General features: G+C 42.3%; 24 protein-coding genes. 13 read left to right on the forward strand and 11 right to left on the reverse strand.

Annotated elements, in window-relative coordinates; translation table 11 throughout:
- The first annotated feature begins 81 nt into the window (after positions 1-81).
- Genes DW904_RS08540 through DW904_RS08560 form a run of 5 tightly spaced genes read left to right on the forward strand, consistent with a single transcriptional unit; the run spans position 82 to position 1,981 of the window.
- Positions 82-741 carry a recombinase family protein gene (locus tag DW904_RS08540; protein ID WP_040015506.1) on the forward strand — a complete coding sequence of 220 codons (660 nt, stop codon included), beginning with the start codon at positions 82-84 and terminating at the stop codon, positions 739-741.
- A gap of 46 nt (positions 742-787) precedes the next feature.
- Complete coding sequence (locus DW904_RS08545; protein ID WP_005333419.1) at positions 788-1,009, forward strand: DUF5348 domain-containing protein; 222 nt, start codon at positions 788-790, stop codon at positions 1,007-1,009.
- Between the two features lie 9 nt (positions 1,010-1,018).
- A complete protein-coding gene (locus DW904_RS08550; RefSeq protein WP_005333420.1) occupies positions 1,019-1,375 on the forward strand; it encodes a hypothetical protein in 357 nt (118 codons plus the stop codon).
- 2 nt (positions 1,376-1,377) lie between these two features.
- Entirely contained in the window at positions 1,378-1,635 is a 258-nt protein-coding gene (locus DW904_RS08555) for a type II toxin-antitoxin system HicA family toxin (protein WP_005333422.1), read from the forward strand.
- A complete protein-coding gene (locus DW904_RS08560) occupies positions 1,619-1,981 on the forward strand; it encodes a type II toxin-antitoxin system HicB family antitoxin (RefSeq protein ID WP_005333424.1) in 363 nt (120 codons plus the stop codon). The genes DW904_RS08555 and DW904_RS08560 overlap by 17 nt, the downstream gene beginning before the upstream one ends.
- A 63-nt stretch (positions 1,982-2,044) precedes the next feature.
- Here the strand turns inward: DW904_RS08560 and DW904_RS08565 are convergent, their stop codons facing one another.
- The 4 genes from DW904_RS08565 to ligA form a co-directional block, all read right to left on the reverse strand.
- Positions 2,045-3,409: an AAA family ATPase gene (locus tag DW904_RS08565; protein ID WP_005333425.1), complete on the reverse strand. Its 1,365-nt coding sequence runs from the start codon at positions 3,407-3,409 to the stop codon at positions 2,045-2,047.
- A gap of 89 nt (positions 3,410-3,498) precedes the next feature.
- Positions 3,499-3,972 (reverse strand): LPD11 domain-containing protein, encoded by a 474-nt coding sequence (locus DW904_RS08570; protein WP_005333427.1) that lies wholly within the window; start codon positions 3,970-3,972, stop codon positions 3,499-3,501.
- A gap of 21 nt (positions 3,973-3,993) precedes the next feature.
- A complete protein-coding gene (locus DW904_RS08575) occupies positions 3,994-4,497 on the reverse strand; it encodes an NADAR family protein (protein WP_023921566.1) in 504 nt (167 codons plus the stop codon).
- Between the two features lie 77 nt (positions 4,498-4,574).
- On the reverse strand, positions 4,575-6,569 hold the full coding sequence (gene ligA / locus DW904_RS08580) for an NAD-dependent DNA ligase LigA (protein WP_040015507.1): 1,995 nt from the start codon (positions 6,567-6,569) through the stop codon (positions 4,575-4,577).
- 276 nt (positions 6,570-6,845) lie between these two features.
- Here ligA and DW904_RS08585 point away from each other — a divergent pair, with 276 nt between their 5' ends.
- From DW904_RS08585 to DW904_RS08620, 8 genes are all read left to right on the forward strand, one after another.
- Positions 6,846-7,100, forward strand: a complete 255-nt coding sequence (locus tag DW904_RS08585) for a hypothetical protein (RefSeq protein WP_005333435.1) — start codon at positions 6,846-6,848, stop codon at positions 7,098-7,100.
- Positions 7,101-7,173: 73 nt separating this feature from the next.
- Positions 7,174-7,422 (forward strand): winged helix-turn-helix domain-containing protein, encoded by a 249-nt coding sequence (locus DW904_RS08590; protein ID WP_005333437.1) that lies wholly within the window; start codon positions 7,174-7,176, stop codon positions 7,420-7,422.
- A 94-nt stretch (positions 7,423-7,516) separates the two neighbouring features.
- A complete protein-coding gene (locus DW904_RS08595) occupies positions 7,517-8,191 on the forward strand; it encodes a response regulator transcription factor (RefSeq protein WP_023921570.1) in 675 nt (224 codons plus the stop codon).
- Positions 8,179-9,381 (forward strand): HAMP domain-containing sensor histidine kinase, encoded by a 1,203-nt coding sequence (locus DW904_RS08600; RefSeq protein ID WP_055155762.1) that lies wholly within the window; start codon positions 8,179-8,181, stop codon positions 9,379-9,381. Before DW904_RS08595 ends, DW904_RS08600 begins: the two co-directional genes overlap by 13 nt.
- A gap of 70 nt (positions 9,382-9,451) precedes the next feature.
- Positions 9,452-10,516, forward strand: a complete 1,065-nt coding sequence (locus DW904_RS08605) for an ABC transporter permease subunit (protein WP_005333443.1) — start codon at positions 9,452-9,454, stop codon at positions 10,514-10,516.
- Positions 10,513-11,169, forward strand: coding sequence for a hypothetical protein (locus tag DW904_RS08610; protein ID WP_022415113.1), 657 nt, complete (start codon positions 10,513-10,515; stop codon positions 11,167-11,169). The genes DW904_RS08605 and DW904_RS08610 overlap by 4 nt, the downstream gene beginning before the upstream one ends.
- A gap of 4 nt (positions 11,170-11,173) precedes the next feature.
- Positions 11,174-12,046, forward strand: a complete 873-nt coding sequence (locus DW904_RS08615) for an ABC transporter ATP-binding protein (protein WP_005333452.1) — start codon at positions 11,174-11,176, stop codon at positions 12,044-12,046.
- Between the two features lie 62 nt (positions 12,047-12,108).
- A complete protein-coding gene (locus DW904_RS08620) occupies positions 12,109-12,510 on the forward strand; it encodes a response regulator transcription factor (RefSeq protein ID WP_005333454.1) in 402 nt (133 codons plus the stop codon).
- Between the two features lie 32 nt (positions 12,511-12,542).
- On the opposite strand, the gene DW904_RS08625 is transcribed toward DW904_RS08620, so the two are convergent.
- The 7 genes from DW904_RS08625 to DW904_RS08655 form a co-directional block, all read right to left on the reverse strand.
- On the reverse strand, positions 12,543-12,827 hold the full coding sequence (locus DW904_RS08625) for a hypothetical protein (protein WP_005333456.1): 285 nt from the start codon (positions 12,825-12,827) through the stop codon (positions 12,543-12,545).
- A 55-nt stretch (positions 12,828-12,882) separates the two neighbouring features.
- On the reverse strand, positions 12,883-13,491 hold the full coding sequence (locus DW904_RS08630; RefSeq protein ID WP_005333458.1) for a hypothetical protein: 609 nt from the start codon (positions 13,489-13,491) through the stop codon (positions 12,883-12,885).
- Positions 13,491-13,868 (reverse strand): hypothetical protein, encoded by a 378-nt coding sequence (locus DW904_RS08635; protein ID WP_005333460.1) that lies wholly within the window; start codon positions 13,866-13,868, stop codon positions 13,491-13,493. Before DW904_RS08635 ends, DW904_RS08630 begins: the two co-directional genes overlap by 1 nt.
- Complete coding sequence (locus DW904_RS08640) at positions 13,849-14,427, reverse strand: hypothetical protein (protein ID WP_005333462.1); 579 nt, start codon at positions 14,425-14,427, stop codon at positions 13,849-13,851. Before DW904_RS08640 ends, DW904_RS08635 begins: the two co-directional genes overlap by 20 nt.
- A 5-nt stretch (positions 14,428-14,432) precedes the next feature.
- Entirely contained in the window at positions 14,433-14,681 is a 249-nt protein-coding gene (locus DW904_RS08645) for a hypothetical protein (RefSeq protein WP_005333464.1), read from the reverse strand.
- A gap of 19 nt (positions 14,682-14,700) precedes the next feature.
- Positions 14,701-15,219, reverse strand: a complete 519-nt coding sequence (locus DW904_RS08650) for an AbrB/MazE/SpoVT family DNA-binding domain-containing protein (RefSeq protein WP_005333466.1) — start codon at positions 15,217-15,219, stop codon at positions 14,701-14,703.
- Positions 15,220-15,281: 62 nt separating this feature from the next.
- Positions 15,282-15,968, reverse strand: a complete 687-nt coding sequence (locus DW904_RS08655; RefSeq protein ID WP_005333468.1) for a hypothetical protein — start codon at positions 15,966-15,968, stop codon at positions 15,282-15,284.
- Positions 15,969-15,970 lie beyond the last annotated feature (2 nt).

Consider the following 15,970-nt stretch of genomic DNA (forward strand, 5'->3'; position numbering starts at 1 on the left):
TTTCAAAAAGGTTACACACACAGTTTTGAAATATACCAATAAAAGTGTGGATATTTTGGGACATGGAAAGGAGAAATGTGGATGCAGATATATGGATATCACCGTACCAGTACAAAGGAGCAGCATCTTGACCGTGGCATACAGGAAATTGAGCGGTACTGTAACGAGCATGAGATGGCACTTACGAATATTTTTACGGATCAGGAGACAGGGAAGAATTTTAATCGTCCGAGATATACCGTTTTAGTGGAGGATGTCCTGCGGCCGGGAGATATTTTGATTGTTACAGAATTGGACAGACTGGGAAGAAACAAGTATGACACCATGCAACAGATCCAGCGGATTAAGAACATGGGAGTGCGGCTTATGGTTCTGGAACTGCCGACTACGCTTATGGATTTATCTGTGATGGATAATGCGATGGCAAGGATGATGCTGGAAACAATCAATAACATGATGCTGGAGCTTTATGCTTCTATGGCGCAGGCAGAGCTGGAGAAAAAGGAGAAGCGACAGCGGGAAGGGATAGAAGCGAAGAAATTGCGGGGCGAATGGGATGATTATGGAAGACCAAGTGTGATGAAGCAGGAAACTTTTGATGAGAACTTTCAAAGCGTAGTTTCTGGAGAAACGACACCTACACAGCTTCGTAAAAATTTGGGAATGACGCACTCAACTTTTTATCGCTATCGAAAAACTTTTTATGAAAAATACCCGGAACTTTCAAATTCTGCAAATTAAAGTCCTATTACTTATATAGACCAAAGAATTTCAGGAGGAAAGAAATATGAGTGAAAAGAGAATAGGTACTTTAATTTATGATCCATCAATGGGAAGATTTGATATCCGGTTTGGGATTGAATCTTATTATGGAGGTCTTCATTGCGGAGAATGTTTTGATGTGAAGGTAAAGGATGCATGGATTCCGGTTCGGATTGAAATGGATGAAGACTGGTATCTGGTAGGGCTTCCTAAGACGAGTCTCAGTGGACTGACGGTTCGAATGTAGGAGGAGCATATGATGGAAGCTAAAAAGAAATATGAAAAGCCGGCATTCCGATTGGTGACAGATTTGGGGAGTATTTTGGAATGTCTGTATGAGGTATATGGAACGGATGGAACGATGTTGATTGCTGGGAACAAGTTATCGGATACGGTAATCTATCCGTTTATCCGCATGATTAAAAAGAAATGCAAAGCAGTGGATGCGGAAAAGCTGAATCTGATGCTCTGGAAGATTTATATGGTAAGTTCGAGAAAAGAAGAATTTGTGACGGCTGCTAAGAAAGAGCTGCAGCCTTATTTGACCAAGAAAGATGAAAAACAGATTGACACCACATATGACACCACATATACTATAGATAGGAGGCATTAAAGATGTCGAAATGGGATAAACTATTGACAAGAATTTGCTCATTATCGAAAGACCTTCGTTTTGATGAACTAAGAAAAGTATTAGAAAGTTATGGATATGAGATAAATGCTCCGAGAAGTGGGAGCAGCCATTATACATTCCGTAAAGCGGGATGCCAGCCGATAACAATACCGAAACACGAACCAATCAAGAAAATTTATGTTGAAATGGTAAAGCAGATTGTAGAAAGTGAGGCGAAAAACGATGAAGACACTGAATGATTATTTGGCAATGTCCTATCGCATGGAAATTGTGGAAGATAAGGATGAAGGTGGATTTGTGGTTTCTTATCCGGAACTGCCGGGATGCATCACCTGTGGAGAGACGATAGAAAGGGCAGTTGAAAATGCAGCGGATGCAAAAAAAGCATGGTTAGAAGCTGCACTGGAAGAAGGGATTGAGATTCACGAACCGGGAAGCCTGGAAGAGTATTCGGGACAGTTTAAAATAAGGATGCCACGCAGCTTACACCGGGATCTGGCGGAACACTCAAAAAAAGAAGGCATCAGTATGAATCAATACTGTATATATCTTCTTTCAAAGAATGATGCGCTGTTAGTAAAATAAATATACAAGAATATAGATGAAAAGAGCCGTCCGGATGGGCGGCTCGAAGTATTCTTTCTTTGATTAAAAATGATATTGTTCTAGCAGATAGATAGGAAGTGTTTGTACGTTTCCAACGGTTCCGCCTTTGGTATCACCTTTCAGATATAGTAGTTTATTGGCCTTCCCCTGTTCCAATGCCTTCAAGGCAGTAGATGCAGTTCCCTTACCGGCTTTAACTTCAATCAGATAGCGGATGTGAGTTTTCAATGTCTGAGCTACAAAATCAATTTCACCACCTTTATAAGTAGCAAAAGCCGGTGTCTCAAAGATAATTTCTTCCGGGAATTCCTGGCGTTTGGACAAGTTAATGTAAACATAGTTTTCGTTCAATGAGCCATCCATAGTTGATACAGTAGCACCAGTTCTGGAGAGATAATAATATGCAACTCCAAGATCCATGAAGAAGCAGCGGCTTCCCGGTTTGAAATTCAAGATGTCCAGTTCTGTGATTTTGCCACAGAAACCGATGATTCCAGAATGGTAAAGCCAGTTGATAGCACGATAGCAGGTTGCTTTAGAAAGATTACTGGAGTAATTCTTTGTAACGAGCTTTTGCAGTTCTTCACTTATACTGTCCTCATCTAATCCTTTCTTTTCACGAAGCAGAATACGGCAGATGCTTAAAAAGATGTTGGTAAAAACACTAATATCTGTGATGTCATCAAAGTACCGCATAGATTCGTTTAAGAAAATGCGGATGATTCTAACAAGCTCTTTTTGAGCTGCTTCCACGTCTTTTGTGTTAAGGTATGTTTCCACAACCTTTGGATAGCCGCCAATCTGTCTATAGATGTCGTAAACATTCTTTAATTCGTCATATAGTTCCGGTACGGTGTCATCTGCATGATCCAGTGGAAGTGATAGATACTTCTGAAAAAGCTGGTCATCCAATGCTTCCAAAAACTCTTTAAAGGAAAGGGTATAAATACGGATACTGGTAATATCTCCACTGGAGAATTTGAATTCCGGTTCCAGTACACGTCCCAGATAACTTCCAGTTACAATGAAATGCGCTTGAAAATAGCGGGTAAATTCTCGGATACGGTTGAATATCTCTGAGGATTCCTGAATTTCATCAATAATGATGACTGTATCGTTGGTATCTTCAAAATCCGGATCGAAGAGTTTAAAAGCATCGTGAAGCGGCTGCTCCGGTCGTTTTGTACCGGGAGTCCAGTCTGTGGCTTTTTTGTAACATTCCATAAATTGTTTGCCGGACAAATCAAACAGGTTAATGTAGATCTTGTGCCTGAAGTTCTCATCCGCAAATTTATTGATAATATATGTTTTTCCGACCTGTCTGGCACCATTCACTTCCAAGGTGCTGTGGACGGTATCGTTTTTCCAATCCAGAAGCTGATCGTAAACTTTTCTTTTCAGATACATGGGAAATGCTCCTTTCTTTCAACTGTTCCTATTATATCAAAATATGAATGGATAATATAGAGGGTAATTTCTGATAAATGATGAATTGTCTAGTCTGAGCAGTTCTTCACGGGTATTCCGGTTTCTGTCATTACTTTTTCGTACTGAAGAAGCTGTTCCCAGGTCAGCCATTCCGGTTTCTGATCTGTGGGAAAACCATTCCATAATTCTTTCATACGGGCAATATGGTTTTGAACGCTATGATTGCATAGGATAGACGGACTGCGATTTCCGTAGCCCAGATAGTATTCACAGTCAGACTGTAATTTACTTAACATCCGGTACTCGAATTCATAGGAACTTCTTTGATACGGAGCCGGATGAAATGTGTACTCCTGCTGTATGGGATGGGAAGGTTCTCCATCAATATGGTTAAAAGATAAAGAATAAAGATTCGGTTCAGGCTCTTTGCCAAGGTCAATATCCTTCCACAACTTTCCGAATTGGTCCTTATATACCGGACAGGAAAAATCATCCATGCCAGTATACTCAAGCACTAATTTTGTTTTTGCATTTTCATTCATTCTATTAGACCATCCTTTCCTTTATTGCAGACATTGAGGTATATTATTGGGCGCTGTTTCTGCATTCCACTGCAGCTTCGCACGTACATCCATCAGGATGATTCCTAACTGGTTTTCTCCGCAGTTATTGACTTTGCCCCAGAAATAGTCACCCCAGTTGTTTCCTTCAATAAGTGTGGACTCTCCGGTTGCAAGAAGTTTATCCCGGAGTTCCGGGTTCTGCATGAATTTGCACATGCAGATTTCATACATGAGCCGGACTTTCACTTTTTCCCAGTCCGGGCGTAATGTAAGATCTCTGCCGAGTTTCTTTGCATCAGAAGGATTATGCATCCGAAAAATACAGAATTTGCGTTGCTCTCTCGCAGAGAGTGTTTTCTGCGCTTGAAAAGCAGCTTCATTATTTGCATAGGTTTGTCCCATGTAAGAGACCGGTGCCGGATAGAAATTGCTTAGAAAAGCATAATCTCCCCGAAATTCATTGATCTGTGTAGGTATGCGCTTGCTTGTATTTGTTTGATTCATTATAAATTCCTCCTTTGTAAAAGAGGTGCGGCCTTTCAGCCACACCTCAAAATAATTCTCATCTATTGCAGAGATGGTTATGCAATCATCTCCAAAAATTCAGCTTCTGTAAGAATTGGAATACCAAGGCTCTGGGCTTTTGCCAGTTTGCTGCCGGCTTTTTCCCCGCAGATCAGGTAATCGGTTTTCTTTGTTACAGAGCTGCCAGGTTTGGCACCAAGCTCCAGAATCTTATCGTTGATACCGTCTCTGGTAAAATGCTCCAGTTTCCCTGTTGCTACGATGGTACATCCTGTAAATTTGTTTTCTTTTGTCATAATGGTCTCTTCCTTTCTTTGTTCAAATGTGAATTCGTTCTGTAAGTTTTTCCATAAATCAAGATTTGCTTCATCTGCAAACCAGGAATGGATGTTGTGATTTAAGATTTCGCCAAAATCCTCTAACTGAGTGAAGTCGTAATCTCCGACAGCCGCCTGTTCAAATGCAGTTAAATTTCCGGAAAATACGGTGTCCAGAATCCGGCTTTTGGTTCTGCCGATCATAGGAATATCCATGGAAACCAGATAGCGGACAAAGCTGGTCCTCCGGCTGGCGTTGATGGATTCCCACAAGCGGTCGAAAGATTTCTCACCATATCCGTCCAGTGCCACAATATCTTCCCGGTGTTCCTCCAGATGATAGATGTCCTGAAAAGAGTGCAGATAGCCCAGATTCAGGAATTTTTCTAAAGTGGCTTCTGACAGTCCTTCGATGTTCATTGCCTTCTTGCTGGCAAAATGGACAAACCTTCTTGTGATCTGGCTGTCGCACTGCGGATTATCACAATGCAGAGTTTCTACGGTGCGACCGTCGCTGGTCTTACGGCTGTAGGTTCTGGTTTTGGAACCACAGCAAGGGCAGACCGGAGGCGTGATGTCGGTATACCTTCCACGATCCAGATTATCCTCTATATGTGGGATGATCATGTTTCGTTTGGAAACAAGAATCCGGCATCCGGGTACAAGCTCCAGATTTTTGATAAAGGTCAGATTATGAAGGGAAGCTCTGGAAACATCACAGCCGTCAATCTCCACGGTATCGAAGATGCCGACCGGAGCAATCTCTCCGAATCTGGTCGGTGTCCATTCAATTTCACGCAAGAAAGTTTCGTAGGTATCATCCTCAAACTTATAGGCGAGGCCGTCCTTATAGTGGTGTCCGGTTTTTCCGCAGCTTTTGGAGTAGCTGAGACTGTCAAAAATCATGACAATGCCATCGATAGGAAGATGTAAATTTGCTGCTGTGGATACCAATTCCTGAATGAATTTCTCCGCATATTCTTTTGAAAGTCCGGTTCCTGAAATTGAGAAAAACGGGCAGTAACCAAAGCCCAGGTGTGTTAAACCTTCTAATTTGCAGGCTCTGCTGTCCGGGAAGGGAACATCCTCCATTCCTTCTAATACATTGAACGGAAGAAAGCGAACACAACGTCCGATACAGTTCTTCGGATCAAGACTTCGTACTGATCCGGAAGCAAAATTACGTCCGTTTTTATAAGGTTTTCCATTTCCATCACGCAGAGTATCTTTCAGACGTTCAAAATCATTGGTTGGTATAAAAGACTCACCGGTAATGACCAGACGTTCTTTGTGTGGAATGGTAAGCGGTACATTTAAAAATGCCGGGATATTGTGTGTAATATCTTCCCCCACTTCACCATCTCCACGGGTAGAAGCCTGAATCAGTCTGCCATCTTCGTAAATGAGTTTGGTAGTCAAACCGTCCAGTTTCAGCATAAAGAGAACTTCCTGTCCTTTCATGAAATCTAAAAGCTCTGAAATCAGTTTTGTTTTCTCAAGCGAGAGCAGTGGAATCGGATGGGTGACTTTGGCAAGTTCACTGACCGGATAATATCCAACCGTCTGTGTCGGAGAATTTGACAGGATGAAACCAGTCTGTTCCTCCAGTTCCTTCAGTTCGTCAAAGAGTCGGTCATACTCGGCATCAGATACCAGAGGGGCATCCTGATTGTAGTAGGCATGACGGTATTCATTGAGTTGTTTTACAAGATTCTTAATTCTTTTGACTGACATAGAGTCTCCTTTCTTTTGTGGCGTGCCAGTTCCGGAATCATTTGTTTCCGTAATCCTCCTTTCCCTGCGTTCAGGCATAAAAAAGAGAATGACGCTTATGTTCATTCTCAAAATAGATGCAGTTTCCTGCAAAATAAAAAAAGCCAGAAGTCCCTGCTGCTTGTTGGGCATAGGAAAACTCCTGACTACGTTTCAAACCTAAACTGCGTGTGATAAATCCTTTCCGGATTGACACAAATAATTGATATAAGAACAGTATAACACTAGATGTAGTATATGTCAAATGAAATAGATTCCTCAATGAAGCTTTTGCCTTATGTTGATGACAAATTTGTCGGCTACAGGAATAAAAGCGTTCAGGATTTCAGATTTGCCCTAAGCGAAGGAATTCGTAGCCAGGTATTTTTTGCCACTTTCGTGGAGAAAGTCGAAAACCAGATAAAATCAATCTCTGTCATAAATGCCTCTAAACTGTTTTTACATCGTAGTGGTTATGCAAGTTCTAAATTTAAAAATAATTTTCACGAATAACTAACTTTTCTATATGCTGAATTGTCATAAAATATAGATTATTAAATTTGAAAGCAGATTGAAGGTGATAAACATGAGAAGTTATAAACGGTATACCAGGCGAAAGAGACTTTTGAAGCAAATCGCTGTGGTTGCTTTATCTCCTAATCGGGTATTCACGAAAGAACAGATCTATCAGCATATCTATGAGGAAGCGGAGTCAGAAGTGAATAACCGAATTTACGGTCTGATTAAGAACTTGAGAAAGAAAATAGAAGAAAATCCGGAAACACCGCACTACATAGAAACGATACGTGGTGTTGGTTATCGCTTTCGGGCATAAAAGGAGCCGTCCGGCAATGGGCGGCTCGAAGTGTTTCTCTTGTTGTTTATTTATTGTTTTTTTCGTTGTATACTGATAAAACGAGGTGATAAAAGTGGCATATAGAATTTTGATCGTGGATGATGACATCGAATTATTAAAGATGTTAAAGAACTATTTTGAAATCAAACGATATGATGTAATGATGGCAGAAGATGGCACAGATGCTTTGGAAAAAATCCATAAGAAACCGGATATTATCTTGCTGGACATCAATATGCCTAAAATAGACGGATTAGAAGTATGCAGACGTATCCGGGGCAAAGTAACTTGTCCCATTATCTTCCTGACGGCAAAAGTGGAGGAGCAGGACAGGGTAAACGGGCTTTTATCCGGTGGGGATGACTATATACTGAAGCCGTTTAGTCTGAAAGAACTGGATGCTCGTATTATTGCACATTTGAAGCGTGAGGAGCGTCATAAAGGGAAGTCTGAATACAGATTCCACGGAGACCTCAGTATTGATTATGGAGCAAAGAGGGTTCAGATCGGTGAAAATGATTTGGAGCTTACGAAGCTGGAATATGCAATCATTGAGTTTTTGTCCATGAATCCAGGACAGGTTTTTGACAGGGAGCGGATATACGAAAAGGTGTGTGGTTATGATGCGGAAGGTGACAGCCGTGTTGTTACGGAACTGATCCGGAGAGTGAGAAAGAAACTGGCGGAATATACGCAGACAGAATACATTGAGACAGTATGGGGGATGGGGTATCGATGGAAAAGATAAGAAATTTATCCTTGAAAAAGACAATGGTTTTATATACGATACTCAGCTTGATTGTCACTTTTTTTCTTTCTGTGTCAATTATTGAGATTGCCGGGCAGATACAGGAGGAGGTCTGGTGGAAGTACGTGGATCAGGACGAGTATTATCAGGCAATGAATGACCGCAATGAAAATTTTGAGGTAGTGGTACCGAGACCGAATCAGAGTAAAATGAGCAGAATGGACTGGCATATTTCAGAAACCTGTGATTTCCTTCAGACGTACGGAGTATTGCTTTTTTCTTTTGCCGGATGTGGAATTGCGGTCAGCCTGTTTTACAAAAATAAATTAAAGAGACCGATTCAGGAACTGAAGATGGCATCACAGATGATTGCGGAGGAAGATCTGGATTTTCATATGGCTTATGAGAACGAGGACGAGATGGGGATGCTGTGCAGGGAATTTGAAAGGATGCGTGGGCAGTTGGAAGAAAATAACCGTAGACTTTGGCAGATGATCGAAGATGAGCGGGTACTGCGTGCAGCGATTGCCCATGATATCCGCTCGCCGCTTGCAATCATGCGGGGATATCAGGAAATGCTTTTGGAATTTGTTCCGGAAGATATGCTTGATCAAGAGAAAATGATGGAGATGTTAAGGGGCGGTATGCTTCAGATTGAACGGATGAACCATTTTATTGATAGTATGAGGAAGATGACGAAATTGGAAGAACGGGAATTAAACTGTTCCGTGGTAGATATCCGGCAGTTGATAAACCAGATAGAAGCTCTGGCAGAAGTCGTGGTGGAAAAATCAGAAAAGAATTTTACAGTGACGACAGTGAGAGAATCTGAAATACTGACTGCGGATGAGGAAATCATCATGGAAGTAGCGGATAATCTGTTGGCTAACGCATTCCGCTATGCCAATCAGGAAGTTAGGCTGAAGCTGACAGTGACACCCCAATATCTGAAAATGAGTATCAGGGATGACGGAATTGGATTTCAGGAAAATATCGACAGGGTGACACAGGCGTTTTATCATGAGAATCCACAGGATGACTTAAAGCATTTTGGAATGGGTATGTATATCAGCCGTATCTACTGCGAACGGCATGGTGGGAAACTGCTGATAAAAAATGTAGCAGATGGCGGTGCGGAAGTTGAGGCAGTGTTTAAAAATTATGTATTAGAAGAACAACAGCAGAAATAAATGGCTGTTGTTTTTTTGTTGTGATTTGTAGGCTATGCTGTTTGTAGAAAAAAGAAAGGCGGGATGACTTATGAAAGCAATCATAAAAAGGAATCTGAAAAATTATCTTAAAAATCCGATATTCTGGATCGGTTTGATTGTTGTTTTAATCAGTATGTACCAGACACTTGCACCCTATCTGTCCATTCATTACGTGAAGTCGGATGAAACCTTCAGGAAGGTAAAAATGGCCTCCGATGGGGATGTTATGGAGGGATGTATTCCGGCAACACCGGATAAGGAGAGAGAACTGTGGGAGAAAGAGATTGTAAAGATACTTCAGGACACAGAGAATGGGTTTGGCATGTCGGAAGTAGAGGCGGAGGCAGTGATATCTGAGATGAAACAGATGAAGATTACGGAGGCGTGTCAGTATCTGAAAACGGAATACCACTTTAATGGTGCCAATTATGTGTATGAGGACGTTTCATGGTATCAGGGAAGCCCGGAGGAAGTCAACCGGTATATCAGAGAAAATCTTGAGAAACATCCATTCTCCTATTATTTCGGAAGAAAATTTACAGATTTTGCAAGCCTGCATATGGCATTCTTTGCAACGGTTCTGCTGGCGTTTTTATTTTTCCAGGATATGAGGAAAAATACTTATGAATTGCTGCACACCAAACCGATGACGGCTTTTCAATATATTGCCGGGAAAATAAGCAGTGGATTTCTCATTATGACGGCGGCACTGGTCATTATGAATATCGTATTTATCATTTTGTGTTACGCCACGGCAGTAAAATCAGGATTTGCTATGAACATACTGGATTTTGTTCAGAATTCGATCCTGTATGTCCTGCCGAACATCCTGATGATCTGCTGTGTGTATGCGGTTACAGCGCTGCTGTTTAAGAATCCGCTTCCAGCGGTTCCGGCGCTGGTTCTTTATATCATTTATTCTAATATGCTGACATGGGATAGCAAAGGACAGTGTCATGCAAGACCATTCTCTATTATGGTTCGATTTCCGGGGAATTTTTTTGAAACGGAATTGCCACATCAGGTATATCTCAATCAACTGCTTCTTGTGGCAGCATCCATACTGCTCATGTTTATAGCGGTGTGGATGTGGAAAAGGAGGAGAGTATATTGAAGAAAGAAGTAAAAATATGTATGCCATATTATAAAATTGCATATTCAATCGCTTTTGTTGTGATATTGAGTGCAATCCAGCCTGTTGTATATGCGAATGAAATCGGGCAGGCAGTAGAAAGAGCTGTTTCGCTTCTGGCAGTCGTTTTCTGTGCAGATACTTATCTGGTGGAAGTGCAGAGCAAACGCTCGGAAGTATTCTGCCTTTATAATCTAAAAAAGCAGGCAGGGGTAGTTTATAAAAGACTATTTGTGCAGGTAGCTTATCTGATTGGAATCAGTTTGTTGGCATATGGACTCTTTTATTGGCAGAAACCGGTGAATCTGACAGAAGAATTAGATGGCGGTGCCTTGTTTGGAATTTATTGTATTGCGATTCCCGGAACTGTTTTGTTTTGGAGTGTGCTTTCCGTAACTGTCAGCAATCTGGTTCGAAACAGATGGATTGGTATGGGTGTCGTGCTGCTTTTCTGGTTTTTCTCTATTTCCGGAAAGGCAACTCAGTTTTTGAAAAACTGGGGACCATTTTCCTACGGAACTTGTGATTTCGGTAAGCTGACAGAGTGGAGATGGCTTGGCGGGAAGGTGCTGTGCGTGGTATTTGCGGGGATGATGCTTGCATTTGTTCCTAAGATATTAAAGAAGAGAGGGTAAGATTATGAGTATAAGAATAGACGATTTAACAGTAACATTTAAAAATGGAGTGACAGCGGTAGATCATGTGGATCTGGAAATCCCACATGGGATATTTGGTCTGTTAGGTGAAAATGGTGCAGGAAAAACAACGTTGATGCGGGTGCTTACAACGGTGCTTGCACCCACAAGTGGAAAAGTTCTGTTAGATGGTACGCTATATTGCGAAGCAAATTACGAAAAGATACAGAAAAAGATTGGGTATCTGCCACAGGAAATTGATCTGTATCCGTCTTTGACTGTTCGAGAATGTCTGGAGTATATGGGAGATCTGGCTGGAATTGAGAAAAGAGAAAGCAAGAAAAGGATTGATTACTATCTGGAGAAGACCAGTCTTGCAGACCATCAGAAAAAGAAAATGCGGCAGCTTTCAGGTGGAATGAAGCGAAGAGTTGGATTAGTGCAGGCATTACTCCATGAGCCGGATTTTTTAATTGTGGATGAACCAACAACAGGGCTCGATCCGGAGGAACGCATCCGTATCCGTAATTTACTGGTAGATTTTGCAGAAGAACGCACCGTATTATTTTCAACGCATGTGGTGGAGGATCTGATGGCAACCTGTAATCAGCTTGCGGTTATGAAAAAAGGTAGATTCCTTTATACAGGAACAATGAGGGAATTATTGAATAAGGCAAGAGGGCATGTATGGGAATGCTGTACAGAGGACGAAAGCCTTGCAAGAGAATTAGAAAGAAAATATCATATTTCCAGTAAGCAGTATACGGAGGAAGGAATTAGATTAAGACTGTTAGGGGAGAATATGCCGTCAGAAAGTGGATGTATAGCTTGTGACGTAACTTTGGAAGATGCATATATCTATGTAACCAATCGATAAACATTGTTAATGAGGAGTGAAAGCTAAATGCTAAGAAAAGCAGGTGATGTTATGGGAAAGTGATGATTCTTACCATTTCTGATTCCGAAGAGGGAATCCTGAATAAAATTAAATCAGTTCTAGCCTGCGAAAGTACGTTAGAAGTTATGGAGATTACAAATTCTGAAAAGTTGACATTCCAAGGTTTGGAAATAGACCAGCTTCAGCGGAGCGTAATCAAAGATGGTAAGGTTGTGGAACTTACCAGACATGAATATGACCTGCTTTTTTATCTGGCCTTATCCCCCAATCGGGTATTTACAAAAGAACAGATTTACCAGCATATTTATGAGGATGTGGAGTCAGAAGTGGATAACCGTGTCTATGGGTTAGTCAAGAATCTGAGAAAGAAAATAGAAGAAAATCCGGAAGAACCGCACTACATAGAAACGATACGTGGTGTAGGCTACCGTTTTCGGGCATAAAAAGAGCCGTCCGATTGGGCGGCTCGAAGTATTTAAACAGCAGTTTTCTTCACTGCCTGTTTATAGTTACCGGTAGCATCGTAATCTCCAGAGAGGAGCAGATTCTGGCGAAATTGCTCCAGTTTGATCTTGAAGCGTTTCCCATCCTCAACAGTCGTAAGCATGGTAAGAGCTTCTAGCATTCCCTGAATATATCCGGTTAGCAGGTAATATCTGCAGGGTTCTTCCGATGGTGAGATATTGGACAGGGTTTCTTCCAGATGTTCCTGACGTTCCCTGAGCCATGCATCCCAGACATCCAGTTCCAAATCAGTCATGGTGTTCCTCCTTTAAATCTGATGATAATCGTCTTTGGTGTGGAGGGGAGAAGTTTCATGCACAAGCATTTTTCTGCTCCAGATCCAAATATGGATTTGTAAATTCAAAAATAATAAGTTCATCCGCATCGAACATGAGCTCCAACTCTTTTAGTGTAGCTGCTGGATATCCGCAATCTCTGAATCGTTCTAATACGTCTGTTTCCGTTTCAAATGGTTCACCGTCTTCCAGCTTTTCTCCGATTATTAAGCCACATGGAGTCAATAGGCTTTCTTCATATAAGCGGACACAATATCGGTCAGGGAAAAATAGGTGTGCTTCATCCGTGTTATAATAAATTCGTTCTCCAGGTTCTATGCTTTGCATCACAAAGGGAACATGATATGCAGCGGCTATCGCCTGATATGCTTCATAAAGTGGAGTCCATGCTGTCTCTAAAGAAAGTAGAATATACGTATCATTCCATTCCATGTAGCTGACATTTCCACGAAGAGATATTCCGGTGGAATCTATTTTCTTGTGGGAAAATAAATTGCCAATCCAGCATAAATCAGGATTCTGGTTCAGAATGATGTAGGTTTCCAGGTCCTCCCACAAGTCATATAGTCCTTCCGGATTTCCTTCTGTATAAAAGATCACATCATCACAGCAGATATTTGCCATTACACATCCACCTCCGTTCCAAAAGTTTCACCCATATTCTGGTTGGAAACCGTAAGGTTTACAGGGGATAAGGTGCCAGAGGCAAGCCATTGTTCGATTGCATCAATTACCTGCTCCAGCGTGTCGTTATAAGCCACATTGCAGTCTTCCAGTCGGAGAAACTGCAGGTATGCTTCATGAAGAAGGCTTGGATCATCACGCAGCGTTTCATATGGAAGGTTGCAGAGTCCGATTCTTTCCTCCAGACGTTCCATGGAGCGGCGGATGAAGTCGCAGGAAATAAATTGTTCCCGGTAGATGTTATAAGCAGCTTCAAGCTGGTCATAGGTCAAAATAAATGAGACTTTCTCGCAAGGATTAGATGGTTGTTCTTTCATGGTAAATTCCTCCATTCATACTATGATTGGCTGGTGGTACGGATTCTCTTTGTTCGGGAGTAAGATGTACCAGTAGTTTCCAGCGCAGGTCGATTTCTCGGTGAATCCAGGTATCATTTTCATAAACTTCATGTGTCAAAAAATTGTAAATTGTCGGTTCTTTTTCTATATCATCCAGATCTGCGACCAGACAAGTTGCCTGATTCACATAGGGCCAGAGTGCCTGTTCGACCATATGGCGTAGTTCCAGTATCAGAGGATATATCTGTCCTACATCATAGGTTTTGGACATGCAGGAGCTGATTTTCTTCAGCATCCCGGAAGTTTGTATCATCTGGTTGATGACGGTACATTGTTCCTCCACATCTGCATCCGGATTCAGGACCAGCCGGTGGAGCAGCACAGATTTTGCATAGGCAGAAGCGGTCAGGTTGATGTTTCTGACCAGTTCTTCATACGGCTGCTTATACTGTGTCTTCAGCACTTCCAGAGGCACATGTTCCCGGTTCTTCTTTAAGGTGGAGAGGAGCCCCGAAAGGCAGCTCTCCAGTTCTTCCATTCTTGTCAAGCACACATCGCCTCCAGCTCCATCGGAACACGGGTGTAGCTGAGACGGTAAATACTGTTGCAGGTCTCAAATACCACACCGTTTTCGGATACTTCCAGAATACTCTGCACCGGACTGGTAGCAAAGGTCTGGTTATAACTATAGATCCACGCCCGTTCTCCCAGATGGAGGGGCAGGGACAGGATTCCGGTGAGGACATATTCTTTCTTTTGGGTGGTGTGTAAGGTTATATTTGTATTCTTCATTGATTTCACGCTCCTTTCCTTACTTAATTTTGTTTGCAATTACGGCAGCGACCAGTTTAGCGCATCCCAATTCCATCTCGGATAAATGCTGTCCGGTTCTGGAACAGAGAAGAAGTGCCAGCGGCTCTCTGTCTTCCCTTAAAATCGGGAAAAAAGCACAAACCGGTTGACGGGTGTTGGATACCGGGTAGACAGGGCAGTTCTCAGCAGAGATCAGTTCCTGGCCGTCCGCAACCAATTCGGCGAGTTCTTCTGTAACGGGAGTGCCTTCCGGAAGATAGATGCCCGCAGATACGAGTATGTGAGCCTCACTGCAAATTGCGATACCACAGTGGATGACACTGTAGAGGACGGAAAGATAGGAAGCCATTTCCTCTTTTCCGTTTAAGTGGGTAGGGCATTTGCGTAAAAGCAGCTCCATTCCCACATTTTCCAGTTCCAGTGCATCTCCGTCTGAGAGCTTCATTTGTTTCCGGATTTCTGCAGGGATGACGATACGCCCCTGAGAGTCCATGGTCCGGATGAGTGCAATATTCATAACTAAAGTCTCCTTTCTTAAAAAGAGGAGAAGCAGTAAAGTACCGCTTCTCTTCTGAAAATTTAGGCAGCGTAAGGCGGAGCCTGTGCTGTCTGTTGCATTTGACTGTTCTGCTGGTCTGCCAGCATCCGTTTTCCGTTATTGATCAGTGATGCAGCAATCACCGTTTCCCAGTTGGAAATATAGGAATCCGTCCGCTTCAGAAGCGTGAACAGATCCATGTCGGTAAGCTGGATGGCTGTCGTCTTTTCGGACTGGAAGCTGCGTGGCTGCATGTAGGAACCACCGTTCTTATTCTGTGCTTTGATGCCTTTCCCATTTACAATCTGGATTTTCCATGGGCTTTTCATAGGCTGCCCTTTGGAATCATAGGGATGTCTGGAGATATAAAACATCTGGGCTGTGGAATAACCGTTCTGATCGGGATTGCCGTAGATCTTGCTCTGGCTCCATTCAAATTCCTGAAAACCGGAAGTGATCCGGGTTAAGAGGAACTGGATCTGTTCCGGTGCCAGGTTGAAACGGGTGATGATATTCCGGTCTCCGGTACCGTTGGAATAATCCTGAATGGTGATGCAGATTAAAGAATGTACTTTATGCCCGTTTTCCTGATATTCCCCTTTGGCATGTAGCTGTGCATAGTTGCCGAGTGGTGCGTAGCGGAGCCGGTCATAAAAGGCAATGAGTGCCCGGTCATTCTGGATCTTGCAGATCTGGTCGGTAATCCGGTTTTGATAAGTTTCATTCATGA

It is taken from the genome of Ruminococcus sp. AM42-11, assembly GCF_003480145.1.
GTDB lineage: Bacteria > Bacillota > Clostridia > Lachnospirales > Lachnospiraceae > Blautia_A > Blautia_A faecis.